Source organism: Bradyrhizobium sp. MI1.10, from assembly GCF_055811035.1.
Genome location: NZ_JBVVPN010000001.1, coordinates 413,671 through 434,980 on the forward strand (window position 1 = coordinate 413,671; position 21,310 = coordinate 434,980).

General features: G+C 61.0%; 22 protein-coding genes. 9 read left to right on the forward strand and 13 right to left on the reverse strand.

Going from position 1 to position 21,310, the window contains the following annotated elements:
* The first annotated feature begins 39 nt into the window (after positions 1 to 39).
* From hpf to AC0L3K_RS01900, 5 genes are all read left to right on the forward strand, one after another.
* Positions 40 to 657: a ribosome hibernation-promoting factor, HPF/YfiA family gene (gene hpf, locus AC0L3K_RS01880; protein ID WP_007598572.1), complete on the forward strand. Its 618-nt coding sequence runs from the start codon at positions 40 to 42 to the stop codon at positions 655 to 657.
* A gap of 238 nt (positions 658 to 895) precedes the next feature.
* Positions 896 to 1,357, forward strand: coding sequence for a PTS IIA-like nitrogen regulatory protein PtsN (gene ptsN / locus AC0L3K_RS01885; RefSeq protein WP_027514736.1), 462 nt, complete (start codon positions 896 to 898; stop codon positions 1,355 to 1,357).
* Between the two features lie 103 nt (positions 1,358 to 1,460).
* On the forward strand, positions 1,461 to 2,573 hold the full coding sequence (locus AC0L3K_RS01890) for a tetratricopeptide repeat protein (RefSeq protein WP_354200323.1): 1,113 nt from the start codon (positions 1,461 to 1,463) through the stop codon (positions 2,571 to 2,573).
* A gap of 478 nt (positions 2,574 to 3,051) precedes the next feature.
* Complete coding sequence (locus AC0L3K_RS01895; RefSeq protein WP_354200324.1) at positions 3,052 to 3,864, forward strand: AAA family ATPase; 813 nt, start codon at positions 3,052 to 3,054, stop codon at positions 3,862 to 3,864.
* A 29-nt stretch (positions 3,865 to 3,893) separates the two neighbouring features.
* Complete coding sequence (locus tag AC0L3K_RS01900; RefSeq protein WP_354200325.1) at positions 3,894 to 6,215, forward strand: S8 family peptidase; 2,322 nt, start codon at positions 3,894 to 3,896, stop codon at positions 6,213 to 6,215.
* Between the two features lie 562 nt (positions 6,216 to 6,777).
* Here the strand turns inward: AC0L3K_RS01900 and AC0L3K_RS01905 are convergent.
* From AC0L3K_RS01905 to AC0L3K_RS01945, 9 genes are all read right to left on the reverse strand, one after another.
* Positions 6,778 to 7,050: a BQ00720 family protein gene (locus AC0L3K_RS01905; protein ID WP_007598581.1), complete on the reverse strand. Its 273-nt coding sequence runs from the start codon at positions 7,048 to 7,050 to the stop codon at positions 6,778 to 6,780.
* A gap of 51 nt (positions 7,051 to 7,101) precedes the next feature.
* A complete protein-coding gene (locus AC0L3K_RS01910; protein ID WP_007598583.1) occupies positions 7,102 to 7,527 on the reverse strand; it encodes an Hsp20 family protein in 426 nt (141 codons plus the stop codon).
* A 297-nt stretch (positions 7,528 to 7,824) separates the two neighbouring features.
* Positions 7,825 to 8,904, reverse strand: a complete 1,080-nt coding sequence (locus AC0L3K_RS01915; protein WP_354200326.1) for a sn-glycerol-3-phosphate import ATP-binding protein UgpC — start codon at positions 8,902 to 8,904, stop codon at positions 7,825 to 7,827.
* A 5-nt stretch (positions 8,905 to 8,909) separates the two neighbouring features.
* Positions 8,910 to 9,758 carry a sn-glycerol-3-phosphate ABC transporter permease UgpE gene (ugpE, locus tag AC0L3K_RS01920; protein ID WP_007598587.1) on the reverse strand — a complete coding sequence of 283 codons (849 nt, stop codon included), beginning with the start codon at positions 9,756 to 9,758 and terminating at the stop codon, positions 8,910 to 8,912.
* On the reverse strand, positions 9,758 to 10,639 hold the full coding sequence (gene ugpA / locus AC0L3K_RS01925; RefSeq protein WP_354200327.1) for a sn-glycerol-3-phosphate ABC transporter permease UgpA: 882 nt from the start codon (positions 10,637 to 10,639) through the stop codon (positions 9,758 to 9,760). Before ugpA ends, ugpE begins: the two co-directional genes overlap by 1 nt.
* Before the next feature lie 47 nt (positions 10,640 to 10,686).
* On the reverse strand, positions 10,687 to 12,003 hold the full coding sequence (gene ugpB, locus AC0L3K_RS01930) for a sn-glycerol-3-phosphate ABC transporter substrate-binding protein UgpB (protein WP_219681901.1): 1,317 nt from the start codon (positions 12,001 to 12,003) through the stop codon (positions 10,687 to 10,689).
* Positions 12,004 to 12,300: 297 nt separating this feature from the next.
* Positions 12,301 to 12,891 carry a Smr/MutS family protein gene (locus AC0L3K_RS01935; RefSeq protein WP_007598590.1) on the reverse strand — a complete coding sequence of 197 codons (591 nt, stop codon included), beginning with the start codon at positions 12,889 to 12,891 and terminating at the stop codon, positions 12,301 to 12,303.
* Positions 12,888 to 14,414: a murein transglycosylase A gene (gene mltA / locus AC0L3K_RS01940; RefSeq protein ID WP_007598591.1), complete on the reverse strand. Its 1,527-nt coding sequence runs from the start codon at positions 14,412 to 14,414 to the stop codon at positions 12,888 to 12,890. Before mltA ends, AC0L3K_RS01935 begins: the two co-directional genes overlap by 4 nt.
* Positions 14,392 to 15,087, reverse strand: a complete 696-nt coding sequence (locus tag AC0L3K_RS01945) for a Tim44/TimA family putative adaptor protein (RefSeq protein ID WP_007598593.1) — start codon at positions 15,085 to 15,087, stop codon at positions 14,392 to 14,394. Before AC0L3K_RS01945 ends, mltA begins: the two co-directional genes overlap by 23 nt.
* Before the next feature lie 414 nt (positions 15,088 to 15,501).
* On the opposite strand from AC0L3K_RS01945, the gene secB reads away from it, so the two are divergent.
* Positions 15,502 to 15,984, forward strand: coding sequence for a protein-export chaperone SecB (gene secB, locus AC0L3K_RS01950; RefSeq protein ID WP_007598595.1), 483 nt, complete (start codon positions 15,502 to 15,504; stop codon positions 15,982 to 15,984).
* Here the strand turns inward: secB and dnaQ are convergent.
* From dnaQ to AC0L3K_RS01970, 4 genes are read right to left on the reverse strand one after another with little or no spacing between them, the layout of a single operon-like run.
* Entirely contained in the window at positions 15,981 to 16,697 is a 717-nt protein-coding gene (dnaQ, locus tag AC0L3K_RS01955) for a DNA polymerase III subunit epsilon (protein ID WP_007598597.1), read from the reverse strand. The genes secB and dnaQ overlap by 4 nt on opposite strands.
* 28 nt (positions 16,698 to 16,725) lie before the next feature.
* Entirely contained in the window at positions 16,726 to 17,325 is a 600-nt protein-coding gene (gene coaE, locus AC0L3K_RS01960) for a dephospho-CoA kinase (RefSeq protein ID WP_007598603.1), read from the reverse strand.
* A gap of 23 nt (positions 17,326 to 17,348) precedes the next feature.
* Positions 17,349 to 17,957, reverse strand: a complete 609-nt coding sequence (locus AC0L3K_RS01965) for a Maf family protein (protein WP_473365438.1) — start codon at positions 17,955 to 17,957, stop codon at positions 17,349 to 17,351.
* Between the two features lie 19 nt (positions 17,958 to 17,976).
* Positions 17,977 to 18,816, reverse strand: a complete 840-nt coding sequence (locus tag AC0L3K_RS01970) for a pyruvate, water dikinase regulatory protein (protein WP_007598606.1) — start codon at positions 18,814 to 18,816, stop codon at positions 17,977 to 17,979.
* Positions 18,817 to 18,882: 66 nt separating this feature from the next.
* Here AC0L3K_RS01970 and AC0L3K_RS01975 point away from each other — a divergent pair, with 66 nt between their 5' ends.
* From AC0L3K_RS01975 to rho, 3 genes are all read left to right on the forward strand, one after another.
* Entirely contained in the window at positions 18,883 to 19,098 is a 216-nt protein-coding gene (locus AC0L3K_RS01975; RefSeq protein ID WP_473365421.1) for a hypothetical protein, read from the forward strand.
* Positions 19,099 to 19,274: 176 nt separating this feature from the next.
* Positions 19,275 to 19,709 (forward strand): protoporphyrinogen oxidase HemJ, encoded by a 435-nt coding sequence (gene hemJ, locus AC0L3K_RS01980; RefSeq protein WP_473365422.1) that lies wholly within the window; start codon positions 19,275 to 19,277, stop codon positions 19,707 to 19,709.
* A 246-nt stretch (positions 19,710 to 19,955) separates the two neighbouring features.
* Positions 19,956 to 21,221, forward strand: coding sequence for a transcription termination factor Rho (gene rho / locus AC0L3K_RS01985; protein WP_007598612.1), 1,266 nt, complete (start codon positions 19,956 to 19,958; stop codon positions 21,219 to 21,221).
* Positions 21,222 to 21,310 lie beyond the last annotated feature (89 nt).

A 21,310-nucleotide genomic window follows, 5' to 3' on the forward strand; every position in this document is an offset into this window, starting at 1 on the left:
GGCCCGATCCTGGCCAGGCACGAACCAAGCGAGGTTCACATGACTCTCCGCATCTCGGGAAAGAGCGTCAACGTCGGCGAGGCCCTGCGCGGCCGCGTCACCGACCGGACTGAAGAGGTCCTGCGCAAATATTTCGACGGTAATTATTCCGGCCACATCACGCTGAGCAAGGACGGCTTCGGCTTCCGCACCGACTGTGCGCTGCATCTTGATTCGGGAATTACGCTTGAGGCCGATTCGAACGCACCGGATGCCTATGCCAGTGCCGACCAGGCGCTGCTGATGATCGAGAAGCGCCTCAAGCGCTACAAGAGCCGGCTCAAGGACCGCTCCGCCCGCAAGGCCCATGTCGCCTCCGCGGCGTTGGCCGCCATGGATGCCACCAGCTACGTGCTGGAGGCGCCGGGCGAAGGTGAGGACGAGGACGAAATCACCGGCTACAGCCCCGTCATCATCGCCGAGGCCACCACCTCGCTGAAGCCGCTGTCCGTCAGCGAAGCAGTCATGGAACTCGACCTCAGCGGGGCGCCCTGCCTGGTGTTTCAGCACGGCTCCTCGGGCCGGGTGAACATCATTTACCGCCGGGCCGACGGCAATGTCGGCTGGATCGACCCCCCGGGGGTCAAGGCGGACGGCAAGGTGGCTGGCAAGGCCTGAGGCCGTCGGGCGACGCCCCTGCGGCCCGGCGCGGGGGCTCCTTTCCGCCTTAACAATGACCGGGGCAAAGCTGCACGCGGGAGTTGGCACCGGGATTGCGTTGGAGTAGAAGCCCCCCACATCAGGGGCGAGCTAAGTCCGCCTCCTGCTTCATCTTCTTGACGTCGGCCCGCCCAGGTTCTTTGTCCAGGCTGGCCAATTCGGAACCTGACGTTTTCATTCACCTCGGAAGACTTCCATGCCGATTACCGATCTGGTCGCGCCCGAGGCGATTCTCCCGGCATTGAAGGTCAACAGCAAGAAGCAGGCGCTTCAGGAACTCGCGGCCAAGGCCGCCGAGCTGACCGGGCAGAACGAGCGTTCCGTGTTCGAGGTGCTCCTGCAACGCGAGAAGCTCGGCACCACCGCGGTCGGCTACGGCGTCGCCATTCCCCACGGCAAGCTGCCCAAGCTGGAAAAGATCTTCGGCCTGTTCGCCCGTCTCGATCGCCCGATCGATTTCGAATCGATGGACGGCCAGCCGGTCGATCTCGTCTTCCTGCTGCTCGCCCCCGAAGGCGCCGGCGCCGATCACCTCAAGGCGCTCGCCCGCATCGCCCGCCTGCTGCGCGACCAGGACATCGCCAAAAAGCTCCGCGCCTCGCGCGACGCCCAGGCGATCTATTCGGTGCTGGCACTGCCGCCGGCAACCGCGGCGTAACCCTTCTCCCTCGAACCGACGCAGCGCCGTCTGCGACATATTGGGCAGCCGGGTGCTGCGATATTTCATCTCCGGCACGGTTTCGGCGCGGGGATTTTGCAAGATGATTTGCAATTCGATCGGGCGGGTTTTCGGTCTGCTTTGCTCCGTCACCATTGTCGCCACCGCCGTGGCCCGCGCCGACGAGGCGTCCAACGACCGCGTCATCGCGGAGAAGACCGAGATCATTGCAGCCGATGCAACCAATGCGGTCGCTTACGAGCTGCGCGGCGAAGCCTGGTACATCAAGCACGACTGGAATCGCGCCTTCGAGGATTGCAGCGCCGCGATCCGGATCGATCCGAATTTCGGGCGGGCCTATAATTGCCGCGGTCGCGCCTATTCCGCCAAAGGCGATCGCGATCACGCTTTGGCCGACTACAACGAGGCCATTCGCCTCGACCCAAATTATGGGCCGTCCTACACCTCGCGCGCCGAGGAGTATTTCAGCAGGGGCGATTTCGATCGCGCGATCGCCGGCTTCGCCGAGGCCATCGAACGCAGCCCCAAGCAGGCCTACCGTGCGCTCATCATGCGAGGGGAGGCGTATGCGGCGAAGGGCGACACCGATCATGCCGTCGCCGATTACAGCGAGGCGATGCAGCGCAATCCGGCCGCCGCCTGGCCCTATCAGTTGCGAAGCACCGTTCGTCTCAACAAGGGCGAGATCGATGCGGCTCTGGACGACTGCGACAGCGCCGTCCGTCTGGAGCCCGGAAGGGCCGGCGGCCACTATTGCCGGGCCATGGTGTTCCTGAAGAAGGACGATGCCGACAGCACCATCCGGGAGCTGGATGAGGTTACCAGGATCATGCCGTCTTTCGAAAAGGCCTATCTCGTTCGCGGCGTCGTCCTGCACGGCAAGGGCGACGACAAACGCGCCCTTGCCGATTTCGACGAAGTGATCCGGTTACAGCCGGAGAATTCGGGAGCCTACAAGAGTCGCGCCGGTCTGTTTCGGGACATGGGACAGCACGATCGCGCGCTCGCCGACTACAACGAGGCGATCCGGCTCGATCCGAAAAATCAGCTCGCCCTGGTCAACCGCGCTCTCCTCTACATGATGATGTCCGACCCCAAACATGCGCGCGCGGACTTCAACAGCGTGCTCGCGCTTCCGCCGGCCGACAAATGGGCCGTGGACACGGCGCGCGAAGGACTTGGCTTTGTGAAGTGATGCGGATGTAGGGCTGTGCTGTAACCTTACTCTCCGTCATTGCGAGGAGCCCTTGCGACGAAGCAATCCAGGACTTTCCGCGCAGCACTGGCCGTGTCTTGCGCGGGTGCCAGCAAAAACCTGACGTTCAGGCGAGCCACTGATGCGAAGTTCAAAAGTGATGCCCAGGAAAGGATTGCAGCCCTTTACACCTTGATTCTAAAGCATAATTTTTTTGTTTTTCTACGGATTGTTACGCAGCGCTGTTCGTCAACTCGCTATCATCTTTGGATAACCAAGTTCGTCAGTGCGACGCACGCGAATGTGTCCTACTGTCTTCGCAGTATCGGCTTGGCTGCTCGTGGAACCGGGCGAACTTCCCCACCCACTTTCCTAGGCCCTCTGACATCTAATTTCGCTCAAATATCGGACACTTAGCGGGTCACGTATGAGGTCTCCTCGGCGCAAGCCAGTCACGGCAATAGAACCTGGCCTCCCGTTGATTCCGCTGAAACTTGCCAAGAGTGCTGCCTTTTCGAATCTAGTGGAAGTTGTAGTTCCGCAGCGAACGCCGGAGCAGCTCGTCCTCTCGCCCCATAACATACGAACCTTCTTGGGCTTAATGGAAGAGTTCCGTGGGGCCGACCTCCTGCGCAGACATGGACTAACGATTCGCTCAAAGCTGCTCTTTTGCGGCCCGCCGGGATGCGGGAAAACTCTCACTGCAGAGGTATTTGCCCACGAACTTGGCTTGCCTCTGATCGTGGCTCGGCTGGATGCAATCATTTCCTCGTTCCTCGGTGAGACTGCGACAAACATACGAAAGGTATTCGAGACCGCTGCTGAGCAGCCGTGTGTTTTGTTTTTAGATGAATTTGATGCGCTCGCGAGGGCCCGAGCCGACGGCTCCGAGCACAATGAACTGAGACGAGTGGTCAACAGCCTGTTGATGCTAATCGATCGCTTCAAGGGAAAAGGATTTCTTGTCGCCGCGACCAATCTAGAAGAAAGCTTAGACGCCGCTATCTGGCGACGTTTTGATGAGGTCGTGATTTTCGACTATCCATCTCAGCGCGAAATTCGACGGCTTTTCGAGATCAAACTAAAGAATTTCCCCGCGTCCTTCTCGCTTGCAGAAAAAGCAGCGCGGCTAAAAGGTATGTCCTTCGCTGACGTTGAGCGAATTTGCGATAATGCAATTAAGCGATCAATTCTAAAAAGATCACGGTCGCTCCTTGAGGCTGAGTTCGACTCATCAATCCGAGAAGGACTTCGGCGCAAAGACATCAGAGCCCGCCTCCCCCAACGCTGATCTGCTTTTTTCCTTAGGCACTTTTCACGATGGCAACATATCAACACTTACCACTACAACGTGTCGAGGGCGAACTGGATCGCCGAAAGCGACCGGGCTTTGGCCAACCGTCTGGTCGAGAGGCCAAAAGCCATGGAGCAAAAATACAGGCGGAAGTTCAAGAAGTTCTCCAGGAACATCGAGCCAAGCCTAAAATTGGCGACATTGATCCGGCGCTCATTTTGAAAGTGCAGACGTCGGGAAACATAAGCGAAGACGAGTGGGCTAAAATCGGTTTGACAGTCTTGGCGAATGAGCCGGGCCAAACATTGATACTCTTTGCAGACGATGCGGAGCTAACTGCGTTTCAACAAAAGGTCACTGCATATAATGGCGAAAAACCAGAGAATCAGAAGAGTCAGCCGTATGCTGCGCTAATCGAAGCGATCGAGGCTATTCGACCAATCGACGCAACCGATCGGATCGGTCCAGTATTAAAGGGGGAAGGCTATGCTACTCCTGAGCTTATCCCCGAACCGGCGGAATTCTATGACGTGGAGCTTTGGCCCGTTTCCGATTTGAACGCGGACTTGTTCGTGTACCGCGTGACCACGGTGCTAGAGCAATTTGAAGGCGTTGTTGTCAGCTCTTATCGTGGCAAGTCCGCGCTGCTTATGCGGGTGCAAGGGTCCGGCACCGCCGTTCGTCAGCTACTGGAGTTGCCGGAGATTGCCACCATTGATCGTCCCCCGACACCGGATTGGCCGGAGCTTCCGGCAAGCAATATCGAACTCGGCGATTTGCCTGAGATTTTGCCTCCCGAGAATGGGGCGCTGACTATCGGTATAATTGATAGCGGGCTTACCTCCGCACACCCATTAATAGCTGGCTCGTTAGCCGCAGCGTTTGGTGAACCTGCAAGCTTGGGGGACAGCGACGAAAAGGGACACGGCACATCGGTCTCCGGTATTGCCATTTTTGGAGATGTTCGCCAGCGTCTATCCGAAACTCCGTTCCGAGCTAAATTTCGCGTAGCAAGCGCTCGGGTTGTAAATGCGGCGGGGCGCTTCGACGACGAGGAACTCGTCCCCACTCAAATGGAAAATTCTATCCGTAAGCTGACTGCGGAGTTTGGCTGCCGAGTAATAAACATCTCTTTGGGCGATATCAAAAGGTCCGCGGGCTCCAAGCCCAGCGCTTGGGCTGCGACCCTAGATGCTTTGGCCCGGGAGTTAGACATTCTGATCGTCGTCTCGGCAGGAAACGCGTCTCCAGCCTACCTTGCGTCCTTTGGAGACGGTATCGTCGCAGCCTATCCGAGGTTCCTCCTCGACGAAGCCAATCGCATTCTTGAGCCAGCAAGCGCAATCAATGTTCTGACCGTTGGTTCCATCGCGCATTCAAACGGCCTTTCGACGATTGATGAAGAAAACGTCGGCGTGAGATCCATCGCGCAGACATTTCAGCCCTCCCCGTTCACCCGCGCCGGTCCAGGCTCTAACAAAGTGCTCAAGCCCGACCTCGTCGACTTTGGTGGAACTGCCGTTTATGACGGACCCACTCAACGACTGCAAAACGGGTCTGCGCGGGCCAATGCAGGTATTCTTTCTACGCATCACGAATATCTACAACAATTACTTAGGTACTACTCAGGGACGTCATTCGCTGCTCCGCTAGTGGCCTACAAGGCCGCATTGCTGTTCGAGAGCTTTCCCAACGCGTCAGCAAATCTGGTCAGAGCGCTACTTGCCCTAAGCGCCGAGCATCCGACGGCCATCGATCAAAACTTCGGAGATGACGACGCGATCTTCAATCTCCTTGGGTACGGCCTGCCTGATGTCGCTAAGGCACTAGAATCCGAAGACAACCGAGTTGTTCTGATCGCAGAAGACGTTCTCTCGGCAGATAAGTTTGCAGTCTACGAAGTGCCTATCCCCGACGTATTCCAAACTAAAGGGGCTCGACAAATTCGGGTGGCGCTCAGTTTCGACCCTCCGGTGAAGCACACGCGGCTCGACTACGCCGGCCTCAAGATGGGATTTTACCTGATACGGGGCGCCAGCGCGAGCGATGTATTCGACGCCTTCCGCAAATGGGAGGCTGACGAAGGCCACGCCTTCCGCATCAAAGAGAGTCTCAAATGTGACTTGAAGCCCGGCGCACAACGTCGGGAACGGGGCACGCTTCAGTGTGCAACATTCTCGATGACCACCAACTCGCAACGCTATGGAGATAGATATTTCCTCGCGGTCCGCTGTGAAAGTGGCTGGTCTTCAGAGGATCAACGATTTGCCATTGCCATCGAGTTGCGATCGCTAGCGGACATTCAACTCTATCAAAGAGTTCAAGAACGCGTTCGGGTGCGTGTTTAGAGTTCACTGCGGAAACATCAGCCGCCGTGGTCGATGGGTTTCAGAGGCACTCATTATTGTGGCAGGTCAGCTTGGCGGGCATCGAGCCATATTGGGCATCGATCCCGGTCGATATTTAAAATGGGTCCCCAATCTGAGAGGTCACCTCGTCGCAAGAGCTCGGAGCTTCCCCCGTGCCCCCTTCAATTAGCTGAAGCCGGATTCACGACCCTCTTAGCGCCCGCGCGATTGTCGCTTTGCAGCATGGAAGACTTCAGGCCATTGCGCCGATTTTGCCTGAGTCCATTTGACTCATGCGCCCCCTCTTGCTCGGCGAATCCTCCGGAAAATATGGTGACAACGCTCTTCGGCTAAGTCTTTCGCGGGCCACCATCACGGAAACAGCTAGGAGGAAACTCCCGCCTGTCTCTCCGCAAGCGGGCAAAGGTCGAAGGGGCCTGCGGCTCGATTGAGCCAATCTGACGTACATTCGGCTCTGAAAAATGCATGTCCAAAACAAACGAGCACGCCTTCCTTCAAAGGCGTGCCCGCTTGAAACCCTATTGATGCGACGTGCGCGTGCTCAGTGCACGCTCACCGCTTGCAACTCGTTGCTCCAGGCGTTGGCGATCGCGGCTTCGCGGCTGTCGGTCAGCATGATCGGCGTGCCGTCGGCGGCGTGGAGCGCGAAGAGCTTGAGGCCCGGCGCGATCTTCGGCGCTTCGGGAAACAGGCCCGGCACATCCTCGGAGCGGATCTGCTTCACATAGGCGATATGGCCTTCGCCGAGGGTTGCCAGCGTCTCCGGCGAGACGTTCTTGGCTTCGTATTCGAACGCAACGTGACCTTCACTCATGGTCTCGACTCCTTCACAGAAACTAAGCGGTCGAGTCCGCTACTCGTTCCATTATTCGTGCTCATTGATAGCGATTGTCTTAACGATCCTCTCCGGTTCCGGCCGGGCAAGATCGATCGCCAGCAATCCGTTCTTCAGATCCGCACCCAGGACCAGCATCCCCTCCGCCAGCACGAAGGTGCGCTGGAAGTGGCGCGCGGCGATGCCGCGATGGATGTATTGCCGGGTCTTGTCGTCCTGCTGCCGCCCGCGAATGACGAGCTGGTTTTCCTCAATGGTTACATCGAGTTGGTCGCGGGTGAATCCGGCAACCGCCAGCGTGATCCGCAAACGCTCGGGCTGGCCCTCCGACCGGTCGCACCTCTCGATATTGTAGGGAGGGTAACCGTCGGCGCCTTTGACGACCCGATCGAGCACGCGCTCGATCTCGTCGAAGCCCAGAAGGAACGGACTGGAAAGCGTGGGAACACGAGACATAGTTTACAAAGTCCTCTCGAAGCGACTTTGGTGCATCAGGGCCCGTACAGGCACCCCTTGATGAGCAATATGGGCATATCCGCGTGTCGGTTCAAGGACGTAGCGGGGGGCTGTGGATTGGCGGCTCACCCGCTCCTGCCATGCACAAAGGCTGACTGGTCGTCATGGTGCGAAACGCCTGCGACAAGCCCGACACGACGAAATTGCGGCGCGATTTTTCTCAACGAAAACAAACCCCCTTCTACTGTGCATGGGGTTGTTTTCGCCGTATTTAATCGACGGCTCCGCGGAACCCGGTCAGGGCTCGATCCGCGTCCGTCCATCGCCGCTGAACAGATGCAGCTTTTGGCGCACCGCTGCGACGCGGATCTTCTCGCCGATCGGCGGCGCCTCTGAGCCGGGGATGCGGACGATGACTTCGCCGGGCGGCAGCTCGCCGGGATTGGCAGCGATGCGCTGCTCGTCCTGAGCCCGCGTGCCGTAGACGAAGGTTTCGGCGCCGACGCGCTCGATCGCTTCCACGGTGAGCGGGAGCGTGACGCCGCCGGCCGGGGTCTGGTCGGTGATCACGAAGTCTTCCGGGCGGATGCCGAGGATGCCGGCGTTAGTGCTGCCGAGCTGCGATTTGATTTCATCGGCGCGAATCGACATCAAATTCATCGGCGGCGCGCCGATGAAGGAGGCGACGAAGGTCGTGGCCGGCTTTTCGTAGATCGCCAGGGGATTGCCGACCTGCTCGACCTGACCGCCATTCATGACCACGAGAATGTCGGCGAGAGTCATCGCCTCGAGCTGGTCGTGGGTGACGTAGATCGACGTGGTGTTGAGCCGGCGCTGCAATTTGCGGATCTCGACGCGCATCGCGATGCGGAGTTTGGCGTCGAGGTTGGACAGCGGCTCGTCGAACAGAAACACTTTTGGCTGACGCACGATGGCGCGGCCCATGGCGACACGCTGGCGCTGGCCGCCGGAGAGCTGGCGCGGCTTGCGCTCCAGCATCGACGTGAGTTCGAGCACGCGCGCGGCTTCGTCGACGCGGCTCTTGACCTCGGCCTCCTTCATGCCGCGGTTGCGCAGGCCGTAGGCCATGTTGTTGAAGACGCTCATATGCGGATAGAGCGCGTAGTTCTGGAACACCATCGCGATGTCGCGGTCGGCGGGCTCGATCTGGTTGACGATGCGGCCGCCGATGTCGATCTCGCCGCCGGTGACGGTCTCGAGGCCCGCGACCATGCGCAGCAATGTCGACTTGCCGCAGCCGGAAGGACCGACCAGCACGCAGAACTGGCCGTCGCCGACATCGACGTTGACGCCCTTGATGGCCTCGAAGCCGCCGGGATAGGTTTTGCGGACGTTGCGCAGAGTGACGTTAGCCATGGGATTTACTTTTCCGTCTCCACGAGTCCGCGCACGAACAATTTCTGCATTACGACGACGACGAACACCGGCGGCAGCATCGCGAGCACGGCGGTCGCCATCACGATCGGCCATTCGGTCAGCGCGTCAGTGGTGGTGATCATCTTGCGGATGCCGACCTGGATGGTCTGCATGTCGTCGCGGGTGGTGATCAGCAGCGGCCAGAGATATTGATTCCAGCCGAGGATGAAGAGGATCACGAACAGCGCCGCCATGTTGGTGCGCGACAACGGCAGCAGCGTGTCCCAGAAGAAGCGCAGGGGACCGGCGCCGTCGATGCGCGAGGCCTCCAGCAGCTCGTCCGGCACCGTCATGAAGAACTGGCGGAACAGCAGCGTCGCGGTGGCCGAGGCGATCAGCGGCAGCGACAGGCCCGCATAGCTGTCGAGCATGTGCAGATCTGCGACGATCTTGTAGGTCGGATAGATGCGGACCTCGACCGGCAGCATCAGCGTGATGAAGATGATCCAGAAGATCGGCATCCGGAACGGAAAGCGGAAATAGACGATCGCGTAGGCCGAGATGATCGAGATTGCGATCTTGCCGACCGCGATCAGCAAGGCCATCACCAGCGAGTTCAGCATCATGTTGCCGACGGGCTCGCGGGTCGATCCGCTCGTGCCGACGAAAATGGTCTGGTAGTAAACCTCGAAGAAATGACCGCCCGGCAGCAGTGACATCTGTCCGTTGGCGATCAGCGCGTTGTCCTGGGTCGAAGCGACGAACGCGATGTAGACGGGGAAAGCGACGATCGCGATCCCGATCCAGAGGATGATATGGGCGATGTAGCGCCGGAAGCCCTCTTCCTCGACCATCAGTAGGTCACCTTGCGTTCGACGAACCGGAACTGGATTCCGGTGAGCACGATGACCATGACCATCAGGATCACCGACTGCGCCGCCGAGCTGCCGAGATTGCCGCCAAGCAGGCCGTCGGAATAGACCTTGTAGACCAGCGTGACCGTCGACGTTCCGGGTCCGCCGCGGGTCATAGTGTCGATGATGCCGAACGTGTCGAAGAAGGCGTAGACGATGTTGACCACCAGCAGGAAGAAGATGGTCGGCGATAGCAGCGGGAAAGTCACGGTCCAGAACCGCCGCATCGGACGGGCGCCGTCGATCGCGGCGGCCTCGAACACGCTCTTGGGGATCGCTTGCAGGCCTGCGAGGAAGAACAGGAAATTATAGGAGATTTGCTTCCACGCGGCGGCGAGGATGATCAGCGCCGCGGCCTGGTCGCCGTCGAGCAGCGGATTCCAGTCGATGCCCATGTTGCGCAGATAGCGCGAGAGCACGCCGAGCGAGGGATGCAGCATGAAGATCCAGAGCACGCCGACCACGGGCGGCGCCACCGCATAGGGCCAGATCAGGAGCGTGCGGTAGAGCATCGAGCCACGCAGCGGCTTGTCCGCCATCACGGCGAGCAGCAGCGCAAAGGACAGCGACGAGACGGCGATCGCGAACGAGAAGAAGAACGTTCGGACGATCGCCTCGAAATAGGCCGCGTCCTTGAACAGCTCGATGTAATTCTCGAACCAGACAAAGGTGGTCGACAGACCGAAGGCGTCCTGGAGCAGGAAGGACTGGATCACCGCCTGCAGGGCCGGCCAATAGAAGAAAATCAGGACGATCGCGAGCTGCGGCGCAACCAGCGCGTACGGTAGCAGCCTTGACTGGAAAATGGCTTGCTTTTGCATGATGTCAGCAGAGCGGCAGGCCGGGTCGCGGCCTGCCGCTCATTGCCTCACTTGACGGCGGTCTTTTCGAACTGCCGCAGCATCGTGTTGCCGCGCTCGACGGCGGAATCCAGCGCCTGCTTGGCGGTCTTCTTGCCGGCCAGCGCCTGCTCGATCTCTTCCGACCAGACGTCACGGAGCTGCACCATGTTGCCGAGGCGCAGACCGCGCGAGTTCTCGGTCGGCTCCTTGTTGGTCAGCTCGAGCAGCGGCGTTTCGAGATAGGGCTGATCCTTGTAGAAGCCCTCTTCCTTCGCCTTGGCATAGGCCGCCTTGGTGATCGGCAGATAGCCCGAGGCCTTGTGGATATAGACCTGGCGATCGGTGTCCGAGAGGAAGGTCAGGAACTTCGCGACGCCCTTGTATTCCTCGGCCGACTTGCCGCCCATCACCCAGAGCGAAGCGCCGCCGATGATCGAGTTCTGCGGCGCGCCCTTGACGTCGGGATAATACGGCATCGGCACGGCGGTGAAGTTGAACTTGGCCTGCGCCTTGACGTTGCCGAAGAACGCCGACGAGGTCAGGTAGATCGGGCATTCGCCGGAGGTGAAGCGACCCTCGCCGGTGTTGGTGCGGCCGGCGTAGTCATAGGTCTTGGTCTTCTGCAGCTCGACCAGGGTTTCGAGATGCTTGACCTGAAGCGGTCCGTTGAACTCGAGCACGGTGTCGAAGCCGTCGAGGCCGTTGGCCTTGCTGGCGAGCGGCACGTTGTGCCAGGCCGAGAGCTGCTCGAGATTGACCCAGGTGACCCAGGAGCCCGAGAAGCCGCAGGTGTCATGACCGGCAGCCTTCAGCTTCTTGGCGGCCTCGAACGTTTCGGGCCAGGTCTTCGGAATCTCGACGTTCGCCTTCTTCAGCTCGTCGAGGTTCACCCACATCACAGTCGAGGACGAGTTGAAGGGGAATGAGAGCATCTCGCCCTTCGACGTCGAATAATAGCCGGTGATGGCGGGCAGGTAGATCTTGGGATCGAACTTTTCGCCGGCGTCCGCCATAAGCTTGTAGACGGGCTTCACGGCGCCGGTCGCAGCCATCATGGTCGCGGTGCCGACTTCGAACACCTGCATGATGTGCGGCGCGTTGCCGGCGCGGAACGCCGCGATGCCGGCGTTCATCGTATCGGGGTAGTTGCCCTTGTAGGTCGGGATCACCTTGTAGTCGCTCTGCGACGCGTTGAAGTCGGTGGCGAGCTTGACGATGACGTCATTGTTGGCGCCGGTCATCGCGTGCCACCACTGGATTTCGGTCGCGGCCAAGGCCGGCGAGGCCGATAGTCCAACCGTGAGCGCAATAGCGGCAGCCGCTCCAAAGTGTCTAAGAGCCATCAAGTAAACCTCCCTTGGCCGTTCTCTTGGGCCGTCAAAAATGATCGCTTGCGCTAGCAGCGCCATATGACGTTCACATGACTGTGTAAGCGGCCGAAACGAAAGCGGCAAGCGCGGCAAAAGGGAAGCCGTCAAATAGGCGAATGCCGCGAGCGGCGTCCTCCGTTCGCGGTGCAGCATTCGGGAGTGATGGGTTGGTCGCTACGTCTTCAGCAGAATAGTGGAGCAGACGATCGTCCCGCGGGCTCCGAAACCTCACCCGCAAGGCACGCGGGAGAGGTTGCAGCGAGCCCGCGGTTAGAATCTCGCCCGCCTGATCCGCACGTAAAGCGCGCCCTCGCCGCCATGGCCGATACCGGCTTCCTCAAAGCCGACCACAAAAGCCCGGAATTCCGGCAGGCTCAGCCATTCCGGCACCTGGCGGCGCAGCACGCCGCTTTCGCCGCCGCTTCGGCCCTTGCCGGTGATGACGAGCACGAAGGTCAGGCCGTCATGATGAGCGCGGTGCAGAAATCCGGTCAGTGCGCGATGCGCGCGCATCTGGGTCATGCCGTGCAGATCGAGCCGCGCCTCGATCTCGCTGCGCCCGCGCGACAACTTTGTGCGCTCGCGCTTGCCGAGCGGCGCCAGCGGCGGCACCGCCGGCTTCGCTGCACGCAGTGCCGGGGCAGCGGCAATCGGACGTGGTGATGGCGCAGGCCGCGTGGGGGGCGCTGCGGGGGAAGGCTCGGTGCGCGGCGCAGCTTGCGCCTTCACCGCACGAGGCTTCCTCAGCGGCTTGACCTGCTTTGCGACCGTATCCCACAGCGCGCGCTCTTCTTCGCTCAGCGCGCGACGGCGCGGCGAGGGACGAGGCTCCAGCACGGGCGGACGGGACGATCGCTTCATTGCTGCCGATGGGAACGATTTTTCACCGGCCGCCGCGGCTCCTGAACCGGCTCGATCACGGGACGCGGCACCGGCAGCGGGACTGGACCGGCGACAGCGACCGTCTCGCTCCTGCTTTGCGCCTCGGCTGCCGCCGGCTTGTCCTTCGCGGGCTCTGTTTGCGGAAACAGCTTCGCGATCTTCTCCGACGGCCGCGGGTCCGGCACCGGCAGCCGCGCGGCACGCGCCGTCGGATCGAGACCCTTCGGCACCAGCATCACGAAATGCATAGCATGGCGCAGACGCCCGGAGACGCGGCCGGCCTCCTGGCCCGCGCCGAAATAGAGATCGGCGCGCGCCGGACCGATGATGGCCGAGCCGGTGTCCTGCGCGATCATCAACCGATGGAACGGCGTCTTCGCGCGTTCGGAATCGATCGGCAACTCGCCTTCGATGAAAAACGGCGTGCCGTAGACGTGGAGCGATTTGTCGACTGCGATCGAGCGGCCGGCCGTCAGCGGAATGCCCTGCGCGCCGACGGCCTCCTCCTTGTCGGACAGATTGACCTCGCGGAAGAAGATGTAGGAGCGGTTCTGGCGCCGCAGCTCCTTGGCACCGTCTGGTGTCTGCGCCATCCACTCCCTGATCTTCTGCATCGACATCTCTTCCTTCGGAATGATGCCGCGCTCGATCAGGATGCGACCGACCGCTGTATAGGGATAGCCGTTATAGGCATCGTAGTTGAGCCGGACCGTGCCGCCATCGTCGAACTTGATCCGCGCCGAGCCCTGGATTTGGGCGAACAGCAGATCGGTCGGGTCCTTCAGCCAGGCAATCTCGAGTCCGCGGCCGGCGATCTTGCCGTCCTCGATCTCGGCGCGGTCGTAATAGGGGACCAGCTTGCGGCGGCCGATCTTGCGATAGACCGGGCCCTTGTTGGGCAGGCTGACCGAATCCTGCTTGTAGCCGCGCACGAAAAGATTCGAGGGACGGCGATAGACCGGGACGTTGTAGACGTCGGTCTGCGTGCGCGATCCCTCCAGCACCGGCTCGTAATAGCCGGTGACGAAACCGTCGGGCTCGCCGAGGCGCGAGATCCGCAGCGGCGCAAAATTCTCCTCGAAGAAGGTTTTGGCCCTGGCGTCGTCGGTAAGCTCGAGCGATTTGGCGACCCGGCAGGGTTCGGCCAGAGAGGCGCCCAAAGCCTTCGGTTCGGGAGCGCCGGTCTGGGCGCTGATCGGACGGCAGCTCGCGCGAAAGGTCCGGTAGGCGGCGAGATGATTGTCGTCGCCCCAGCCCTTCACGTCGGCCCAGGCCAGCGGCAGATATTGCGCGCCGGGAATCTCGAACGGCAGGGGAAGCTGCGGATACGGCAAGGCGCGCGGCGGCGCGGCAGGCAATTCCGGGAGATGATGGTGATGGCTGCGATAGTGGCGCCGCGCCGCCTCGGCGCCGAGTGAAAACGACGACAGCGCGACGGCACCTGCGCAAAGCGCCGTCGCGCTGGTCTTCAGGAAAGCCTTAATTCGCGCTTCCGGTGCCAACCAGCTTCCAGTTCGGATCGCGAGAGGTGATGTCGCGGGCGAAAGTCCAGATGTCGGTGATGTCGGCGACCGTGTCGGCGCTGCCATCGACGATGTTGCCGGCCTTGTCACGCGTGGCCGAGATCATCTGCGAGACGAAGCGGATCGTGAGCTGGGCGGTGCGGTCGCGCAGCTCGGCGCCGACCAGCTCGGCCTTGTCGATCGAGACAAAGCGCGTCTCGGTCTTCTGCTCGTTCTTCTCACGCTCCTTGATCGCGGCATCGAAGCTTTCATAGACCTCCGACGACAGCAGGTCGCGCAGCGCGCGGCGGTCGCCATTGGCAAAGGCCAGCACGATCATCTCATAGGCGCCGCGGGCGCCGGAGATGAAATGGCGCGGATCGAAGGTGGAATCCTTTTCGACGATGGAATCGAGACCCTGGGCGAGCACGGTGCCCGGCTCGGTCAGGCCCTTCCAGCGGTCGGAGGGCGGGGCCGGCTCGGCCGTCGGCGCCAACGGAGCCTGGTCGATGACCTTGCCCGGCATGGTGACGACGTTCTTGTCCTGGGCACCCTGGAGCGCGTTACGGTCGAACGGCGGCCGCTCGTTGCCGGTGCGCTGCCCCAGCACGCTGCGCAGCCTCAGAAAGATGAAGACCGCCAGCGCCAGGAAGATGATGGTGTAGATGTCCACGTCGTATTCGCTTTCTGGTCGTCTGTAGAAGGGGCCGTTCGAAGGCGTCGTGCCGGGAAAATCGATCCGGCCAGTAGACCGTTCCATACCGGAACGGCAAGTCCACATCACCATTTCGGGTCCGCGCGTCAGGTCCGTGGGATGTAGGCACGAAATCTTGCCCGGCCAATGGCGCCTTTTGGCACAGCACCGAGTGTAGCGCGTTTTATGCTTAAGGGGAAACCCGATCCTGGCCGGAAATCGCGCATCTTCAATCGTTTAAGGCGCAGTTGCGCTGGATCGGCGGGATGAACGCCGCAGTTGTGGCCGTGGCCGGAATTCCCCATCCGGGACCGTTCGTCCTTGTGGAACGAGGTAGCCCTATGTTAGCCAACCGCCGCGAAATTCAGCCCAATCGGGTAAGGAGACACTCTTATGACCAACGGTAACGGCACCCCTCCCGAGGCGGCCCAGGCTCCCCAGCTCAACGTCCTGGCGCAATATACCAAGGACCTCTCGTTCGAAAATCCGAATGCGCCCAGCTCGCTCCAGCAGCAGAGCCAACCGCCCCAGATCAACATCCAGATCAATGTGAGCGCCAACAACCTCAGCGAACAGGAGTTCGAGGTGACCCTGTCGGTCGAGGGCAAGGCCGAGACCGCCGGCAAGATCATGTTCTCGTTCGAGCTCGCTTATGCCGGCGTGTTCCGCATCTCCAACGTGCCGAAGGACAATTTGCATCCGCTGGTCATGATCGAATGCCCGCGCCTGCTGTTCCCGTTCGCCCGTGAGATCATCGCCACGGCCGTGCGCGACGGCGGGTTCCCGCCTTTGATGCTGGACCCGGTCGACTTCGTCGGCCTCTATCGTCAGAACATGGAGCGGCAAATGGCCGCTCAGCCGAGCGGTCAGGCCTAACCAGCCGAAGCGACAGCTGGAGCGGGCAAGAACTCGTTCCAGATCGCCTTGTCGCCGAGCGTTGCGATGAAGGCCCGGTGGGCCTCGCGCTCGGCGTCTGAAATCCGCGGCGCGAGCGGCGCTGGCCGCTGCCGCCGTGGCGCATCAGCAGCCCCGTTGGCGCGAGTCTCCTCGGATTCCGAGGCCAGCAGCAGCTGCGATTGCCGCGCCCCGACCAGATCCACATAGACTTCCGCAAGCAACTCGGCGTCGAGCAACGCGCCGTGCTTGGTGCGGCGTGAATTGTCGATCGCATAGCGCGAGCAGAGATCGTCGAGCCGGTTCGACACGCCGGGATGCTTACGCCGTGCCAGCAGCAGCGTATCGACCAACCGCTCACGCGGGATCGCCGGGCGCTTGATCCGGTCGAGCTCGGCATTGATGAAGCTGATGTCGAACGAGGCATTGTGGATCACCAGCGGCGCATCGCCGATGAACTCCAGAAAATCGTCGACGACCTCGTGAAACAGCTGCTTTGTCGCCAGGAACTCGGCCGACAGCCCGTGCACCGCGAAGGCTTCTGCCGGCATGTCCCTTTCGGGATTGATGTAGACGTGGAAACTCTGCCCCGTCGGCATGCGATTGAGCATCTCGACGCAGCCGATTTCGACCAGGCGGTCTCCCCGCAGCGGGTCGAGGCCGGTGGTTTCTGTGTCGAGAACGATTTCGCGCATGATCTGAGAAGCCGTGTCAGGCGGCGAATCAGGCGCGCCGCTGCGGCATCTTAACGACCTCCGCCAGGATGTGCGCGATTTGGGCGCGCACCGGATCGAGTCCGTGGGACGTATCCACCACGAAATCGGCACGCCTGCGCTTTTCCGCGTCGGGTGTCTGCTTGGCGATGATGGCGTCGAGCTTGGCCTCGTCCATCGTGCCGCGCGCCAGCACCCGCTCGCGCTGCAGTTCCGGAGACGTCGTCACCACGACTACGGCATCGACCCGCGTCTCGCCCCCAGTCTCGAACAGCAGTGGAATGTCCAGCACCACGACGGGCGCCTTGGCGGCTTCGGCGTCGGCGAAGAATTTTTTGCGGGAAGCGCCCAGCATCGGATGGACGATCTGCTCCAGCTGCTTGATGGCCGCAGCATCGTGCACCACACGCGCCGACAGTTTCGACCGATCGACCTTGCCGTTCGCGGTGGTGCCGGGGAAGGCGGCCTCGATCGCGGGCGCAGCCTCGCCCTCATAGAGCTGATGGACGGCGGCATCGGCATCGTAGACAGGGACGCCAGCCTCCGCGAATAATTTCGCGGTGGTGGATTTTCCCATCCCGATCGAGCCGGTCAGTCCCAAGATTCGCATCAGCGCCCAGCCATCTTTGCCAATCACACCGCAACTAGCCGCTCGTGCCGCAGGAACGCAAGCAGCGGCAGCAGCGGCAAGCCGAGAATGGTGAAGTGGTCGCCCTCGATACGCTCGAACAAATGGATCCCCAGGCTTTCGAGCTGATAGCCGCCGACGCTGGTGGTGACGGCATCGCCGGCGATGTCGAGATAGGTCGAAAGTTCGGCCTCGGTCATCTGCCGCATGGTGAGGCGGGCGACCGAGACGTCCTCGAAGATGATCTCACCATTACGTGCTATCGCCACGGCAGAATTCAGCTCATGGCTGTGTCCGGAGAGATCGCGCAGTTGCGCCAGCGCCTGGGCGCGGCCCGCAGGCTTGTTGAAGATGCGATCGCCAAGCGCCAGCGTTTGATCCGCACCGATGACGGTGCTTCCAGCGTGATGAGCCGAGACCGCCTCGGCCTTTTCGCGCGCCAGCAGCAAGGCAATCTCGCGCGGACCAGACAGCCCGGAGGCGGCCTGGATCGCGCGCTCGTCGATATCAGCCGTGATCACCTTGAACTCGAGCCCGGCATTGGCCAGCAGCATCTTTCGCGCGCTGCTCTGCGAGGCCAGGATCAATGAGGATTTGCCGAGCCACAGACCCATCACGAAACTATTCCCAAAACTATTCAGAAGGCCGGTTACGCTGACGATCACTATAGAGCTTCATGATCGCCGCGGCGGTTTCCTCGATCGAGCGCCGCGTGACGTCGAGCAGCGGCCAATCGTGCTTGGCGCTCAGTTTGCGGGCAAATGCGACCTCTTCGGCGACCGACTGCTTGTCCGTGTAGGTGTCGCCGCTGGAATCGGCGCCCATCGAGAGCAGGCGGTTCGTGCGCACCTGGATCAAGCGTTCCGGCGTCGCATGCAAGCTCACCACCAGCGGTCGCGTCAACGTTTCCAGTTGCGACGGCACCGGAATGCCTGGAACCAGCGGCACGTTGGCGGTGCGGATGCCACGGTTGGCAAGATAGATCGATGTCGGGGTCTTGGAGGTGCGGGAGACACCGACGAGCACCACGTCCGCGTCGTCGAGCCCTTCGACATGCTGACCGTCATCATGGATCATCGTGTAGTTCAGCGCGTCGATGCGCTTGAAGTATTCGGCGTTGAGCACGTGCTGGGCACCGACCCGGCCGGTCGTGGCGGCTCCGAGATACGCCTCGAACAATTGCATCACCGGGCCGATGATCGACAGGCTCGGAACATTGATCCCCTTGCACTTGTCCTCGAGCCTGGCGACCAGATCCTTCTCGAGCAACGTGAACAGCACGATTCCCGGCGCTTCCTCGATCTCGTCGAGCACGCGATCGAGCTGTTTCTGACTGCGCACCAGCGGATAGACGTGCTCGACCGGGGTCACGTTGGCGTACTGGGCGGCAACGGCCCGCGCGACCGTGATCAGCGTCTCACCGGTGGAATCGGACACGAGGTGCAGATGGAAATAATTGTTCGAGGTCGGCACAAAAGCCCTTTGTATGAAACCGGTTTGGTTTGTGGATTTCTGTGGACCTTAACCCCTCGGAAAGGGATGCGCGACACCGGGGGCGGGACAAGTGCCAATTTTCTTCACACCACTGCCCGTGAGAACAAGTTCGGCGCCCCGTCGAAAGGGAAACGGGATTGTGCCGATAACCCTCTTGATAAGCTGCCGACAGAAGCGCGCAAGCCTTTGAAGCTGACCGCCTTATCGAGGGCGGCCAGAGTGATCAGGGATATGTTGATGGATGTGAACAAGCGCGTGTGAACGGGCGGACGGAAATGTGTGAGTCCAATTCACCGTCACATAGACTCAAACCTTAAGAATCTAAGATTCTTATTGGAGAAGGGCGCTACGGACGGATATGTGTGCAGGCAAGACCTTAACGAGTTCTTACTATCCCCAGCGTTCCCCGCGGCTGGGCAGGAATCCGGATCCCAGACATGTTTGAAGACGTCTATCTCTGGATCAAGGCGCTGCATGTGATCGCCGTCATCTCCTGGATGGCGGGCATGCTCTATCTGCCACGGCTGTTCGTTTATCATTGCGAGGCCGACATCGGCTCGAAGCAGTCGGAAACGTTCAAGATCATGGAACGGCGGCTGTTCAAGGCCATCATCAACCCCGCCATGATCGTAACCTGGCTCGCCGGGCTCTATCTCGCCTGGGCTGGCCATTGGTTCAGCTTCGGCTGGCTGCACGTAAAACTGGCACTGGTCCTCGCGATGTCCGCGGTCCACGGCTTTTTTTCGCGCTGGCTGAAGGATTTCGCCGCGGATCGGCGCCCCCGGAGCCAGAAATTTTATCGGATTATCAACGAGGTACCCACTGCCCTGATGATTCTGATCGTCATCATGGTGATCGTGAAGCCGTTCTAGGCAGGGGTCGCGAACAATCGCTCAGTGCTTCTGCTTGCGGAGTGAGAGGCGATTTTCTATATTAGCAATATCCCACCCAACGCAGGCGGATGTGGTCGTGTCTGAGCTTTCCAGAGGCCGGACACCCCATCAGGTTTGAAGCCTCACCGGCGCTCTCCTTGCCAGACCTGCGGACCTTACCTTTTCGCGTCCGCATTTCAGAGCCTCCTCGCACCCCTCCCCAGGTTACCCCACAGGACCACCCCAATGCGGGAAATCAAACTCCAGGACCTCAAGTCGAAGACGCCGGCCGAGCTCGTCTCGTTCGCGGAAGAGAACGGGGTCGAGAATGCCAGCACCATGCGCAAGCAGGAGCTGCTGTTCGCCATCCTCAAGCAGCTTGCGCTCGCCGAGACCGATATCGTCGGCGAAGGCGTCGTCGAGGTTCTCTCCGACGGCTTCGGCTTCCTCCGTTCGCCCGATGCGAATTATCTGCCGGGCCCGGACGACATCTACGTTTCGCCCTCGCAGATCCGCCGTTTTGGCCTGCGCACCGGCGACACCATCGAAGGCCACATCCGCAGCCCGAAAGAGGGCGAGCGCTATTTCGCGTTGCTGAAGGTCAACACGCTCAATTTCGAGGACCCGGAAAAGGCCAAGCACAAGGTCAATTTCGACAACCTCACGCCACTGTTTCCGAATCAGCGCTTCCGCATGGAAATCGACGATCCGACGCGGAAAGACCTTTCTGCAAGGGTGATCGACATCGTCGCGCCGATCGGCAAGGGCCAGCGCGCGCTGATCGTCGCGCCGCCGCGCACAGGCAAGACCGTGCTGATGCAGAATATCGCGCACTCGATCGCGCATAATCATCCCGAGTGCTATCTGATCGTACTCCTGATCGACGAACGTCCGGAAGAAGTCACGGACATGCAGCGCTCGGTGAAGGGCGAGGTCGTCTCCTCGACCTTCGACGAGCCGGCGGTGCGCCACGTTCAGGTCGCCGAGATGGTGATCGAGAAGGCCAAGCGTCTGGTCGAGCATGGCCGCGACGTCGTGATCCTGCTCGACTCCATCACGCGCCTCGGCCGCGCCTACAACACAGTGGTGCCGTCATCGGGCAAGGTGCTGACCGGCGGTGTCGATGCCAACGCGCTGCAGCGGCCGAAGCGGTTCTTCGGCGCCGCTCGCAACATCGAAGAGGGCGGCTCGCTGACGATCATCGCGACCGCGCTGGTCGATACCGGCAGCCGCATGGACGAAGTCATCTTCGAAGAGTTCAAGGGCACCGGCAACTCCGAGCTGATCCTCGACCGCAAGGTTTCGGACAAGCGGACCTTCCCGGCGATCGACATTTCGCGCTCCGGCACCCGCAAGGAAGAGCTGATCACCGATCCGGTGGTCCTGAAGAAGATGTACGTACTCCGCCGCATCCTGAATCCGATGGGGACGATGGACGGTATCGACTTCCTGCTCGACAAGCTGCGTTCGACCAAGAGCAATTCCGAGTTCTTCGACTCGATGAACACCTGATTGCGGTGCAATATGATCAAAGGGCGCCTCCGGGCGCCCTTTTTTTGTGCGGCTTTGCTGCAGCGAAGGTGCAGCATGGCGGCGTGTTT

What these genes read in the sequence shown, in the direction of transcription:
- AC0L3K_RS01900 (WP_354200325.1), top strand. Translation starts at nt 3,894, where the DNA reads ATGGCAACATATCAACACTTACCACTACAACGTGTCGAGGGCGAACTG.
- AC0L3K_RS01890 (WP_354200323.1), top strand. Translation starts at nt 1,461, where the DNA reads ATGATTTGCAATTCGATCGGGCGGGTTTTCGGTCTGCTTTGCTCCGTC.
- dnaQ (WP_007598597.1), bottom strand. Translation starts at nt 16,697, where the DNA reads ATGCGCGAAATCGTTCTCGACACAGAAACCACCGGCCTCGACCCGCTG.
- rho (WP_007598612.1), top strand. Translation starts at nt 19,956, where the DNA reads ATGCGGGAAATCAAACTCCAGGACCTCAAGTCGAAGACGCCGGCCGAG.
- ugpA (WP_354200327.1), bottom strand. Translation starts at nt 10,639, where the DNA reads ATGCAAAAGCAAGCCATTTTCCAGTCAAGGCTGCTACCGTACGCGCTG.
- ptsN (WP_027514736.1), top strand. Translation starts at nt 896, where the DNA reads ATGCCGATTACCGATCTGGTCGCGCCCGAGGCGATTCTCCCGGCATTG.
- hemJ (WP_473365422.1), top strand. Translation starts at nt 19,275, where the DNA reads ATGTTTGAAGACGTCTATCTCTGGATCAAGGCGCTGCATGTGATCGCC.
- AC0L3K_RS01910 (WP_007598583.1), bottom strand. Translation starts at nt 7,527, where the DNA reads ATGTCTCGTGTTCCCACGCTTTCCAGTCCGTTCCTTCTGGGCTTCGAC.
- ugpE (WP_007598587.1), bottom strand. Translation starts at nt 9,758, where the DNA reads ATGGTCGAGGAAGAGGGCTTCCGGCGCTACATCGCCCATATCATCCTC.
- secB (WP_007598595.1), top strand. Translation starts at nt 15,502, where the DNA reads ATGACCAACGGTAACGGCACCCCTCCCGAGGCGGCCCAGGCTCCCCAG.
- AC0L3K_RS01975 (WP_473365421.1), top strand. Translation starts at nt 18,883, where the DNA reads ATGCGCGACACCGGGGGCGGGACAAGTGCCAATTTTCTTCACACCACT.
- AC0L3K_RS01915 (WP_354200326.1), bottom strand. Translation starts at nt 8,904, where the DNA reads ATGGCTAACGTCACTCTGCGCAACGTCCGCAAAACCTATCCCGGCGGC.
- AC0L3K_RS01965 (WP_473365438.1), bottom strand. Translation starts at nt 17,957, where the DNA reads ATGGGTCTGTGGCTCGGCAAATCCTCATTGATCCTGGCCTCGCAGAGC.
- hpf (WP_007598572.1), top strand. Translation starts at nt 40, where the DNA reads ATGACTCTCCGCATCTCGGGAAAGAGCGTCAACGTCGGCGAGGCCCTG.
- AC0L3K_RS01935 (WP_007598590.1), bottom strand. Translation starts at nt 12,891, where the DNA reads ATGAAGCGATCGTCCCGTCCGCCCGTGCTGGAGCCTCGTCCCTCGCCG.
- AC0L3K_RS01905 (WP_007598581.1), bottom strand. Translation starts at nt 7,050, where the DNA reads ATGAGTGAAGGTCACGTTGCGTTCGAATACGAAGCCAAGAACGTCTCG.
- ugpB (WP_219681901.1), bottom strand. Translation starts at nt 12,003, where the DNA reads ATGGCTCTTAGACACTTTGGAGCGGCTGCCGCTATTGCGCTCACGGTT.
- coaE (WP_007598603.1), bottom strand. Translation starts at nt 17,325, where the DNA reads ATGCGAATCTTGGGACTGACCGGCTCGATCGGGATGGGAAAATCCACC.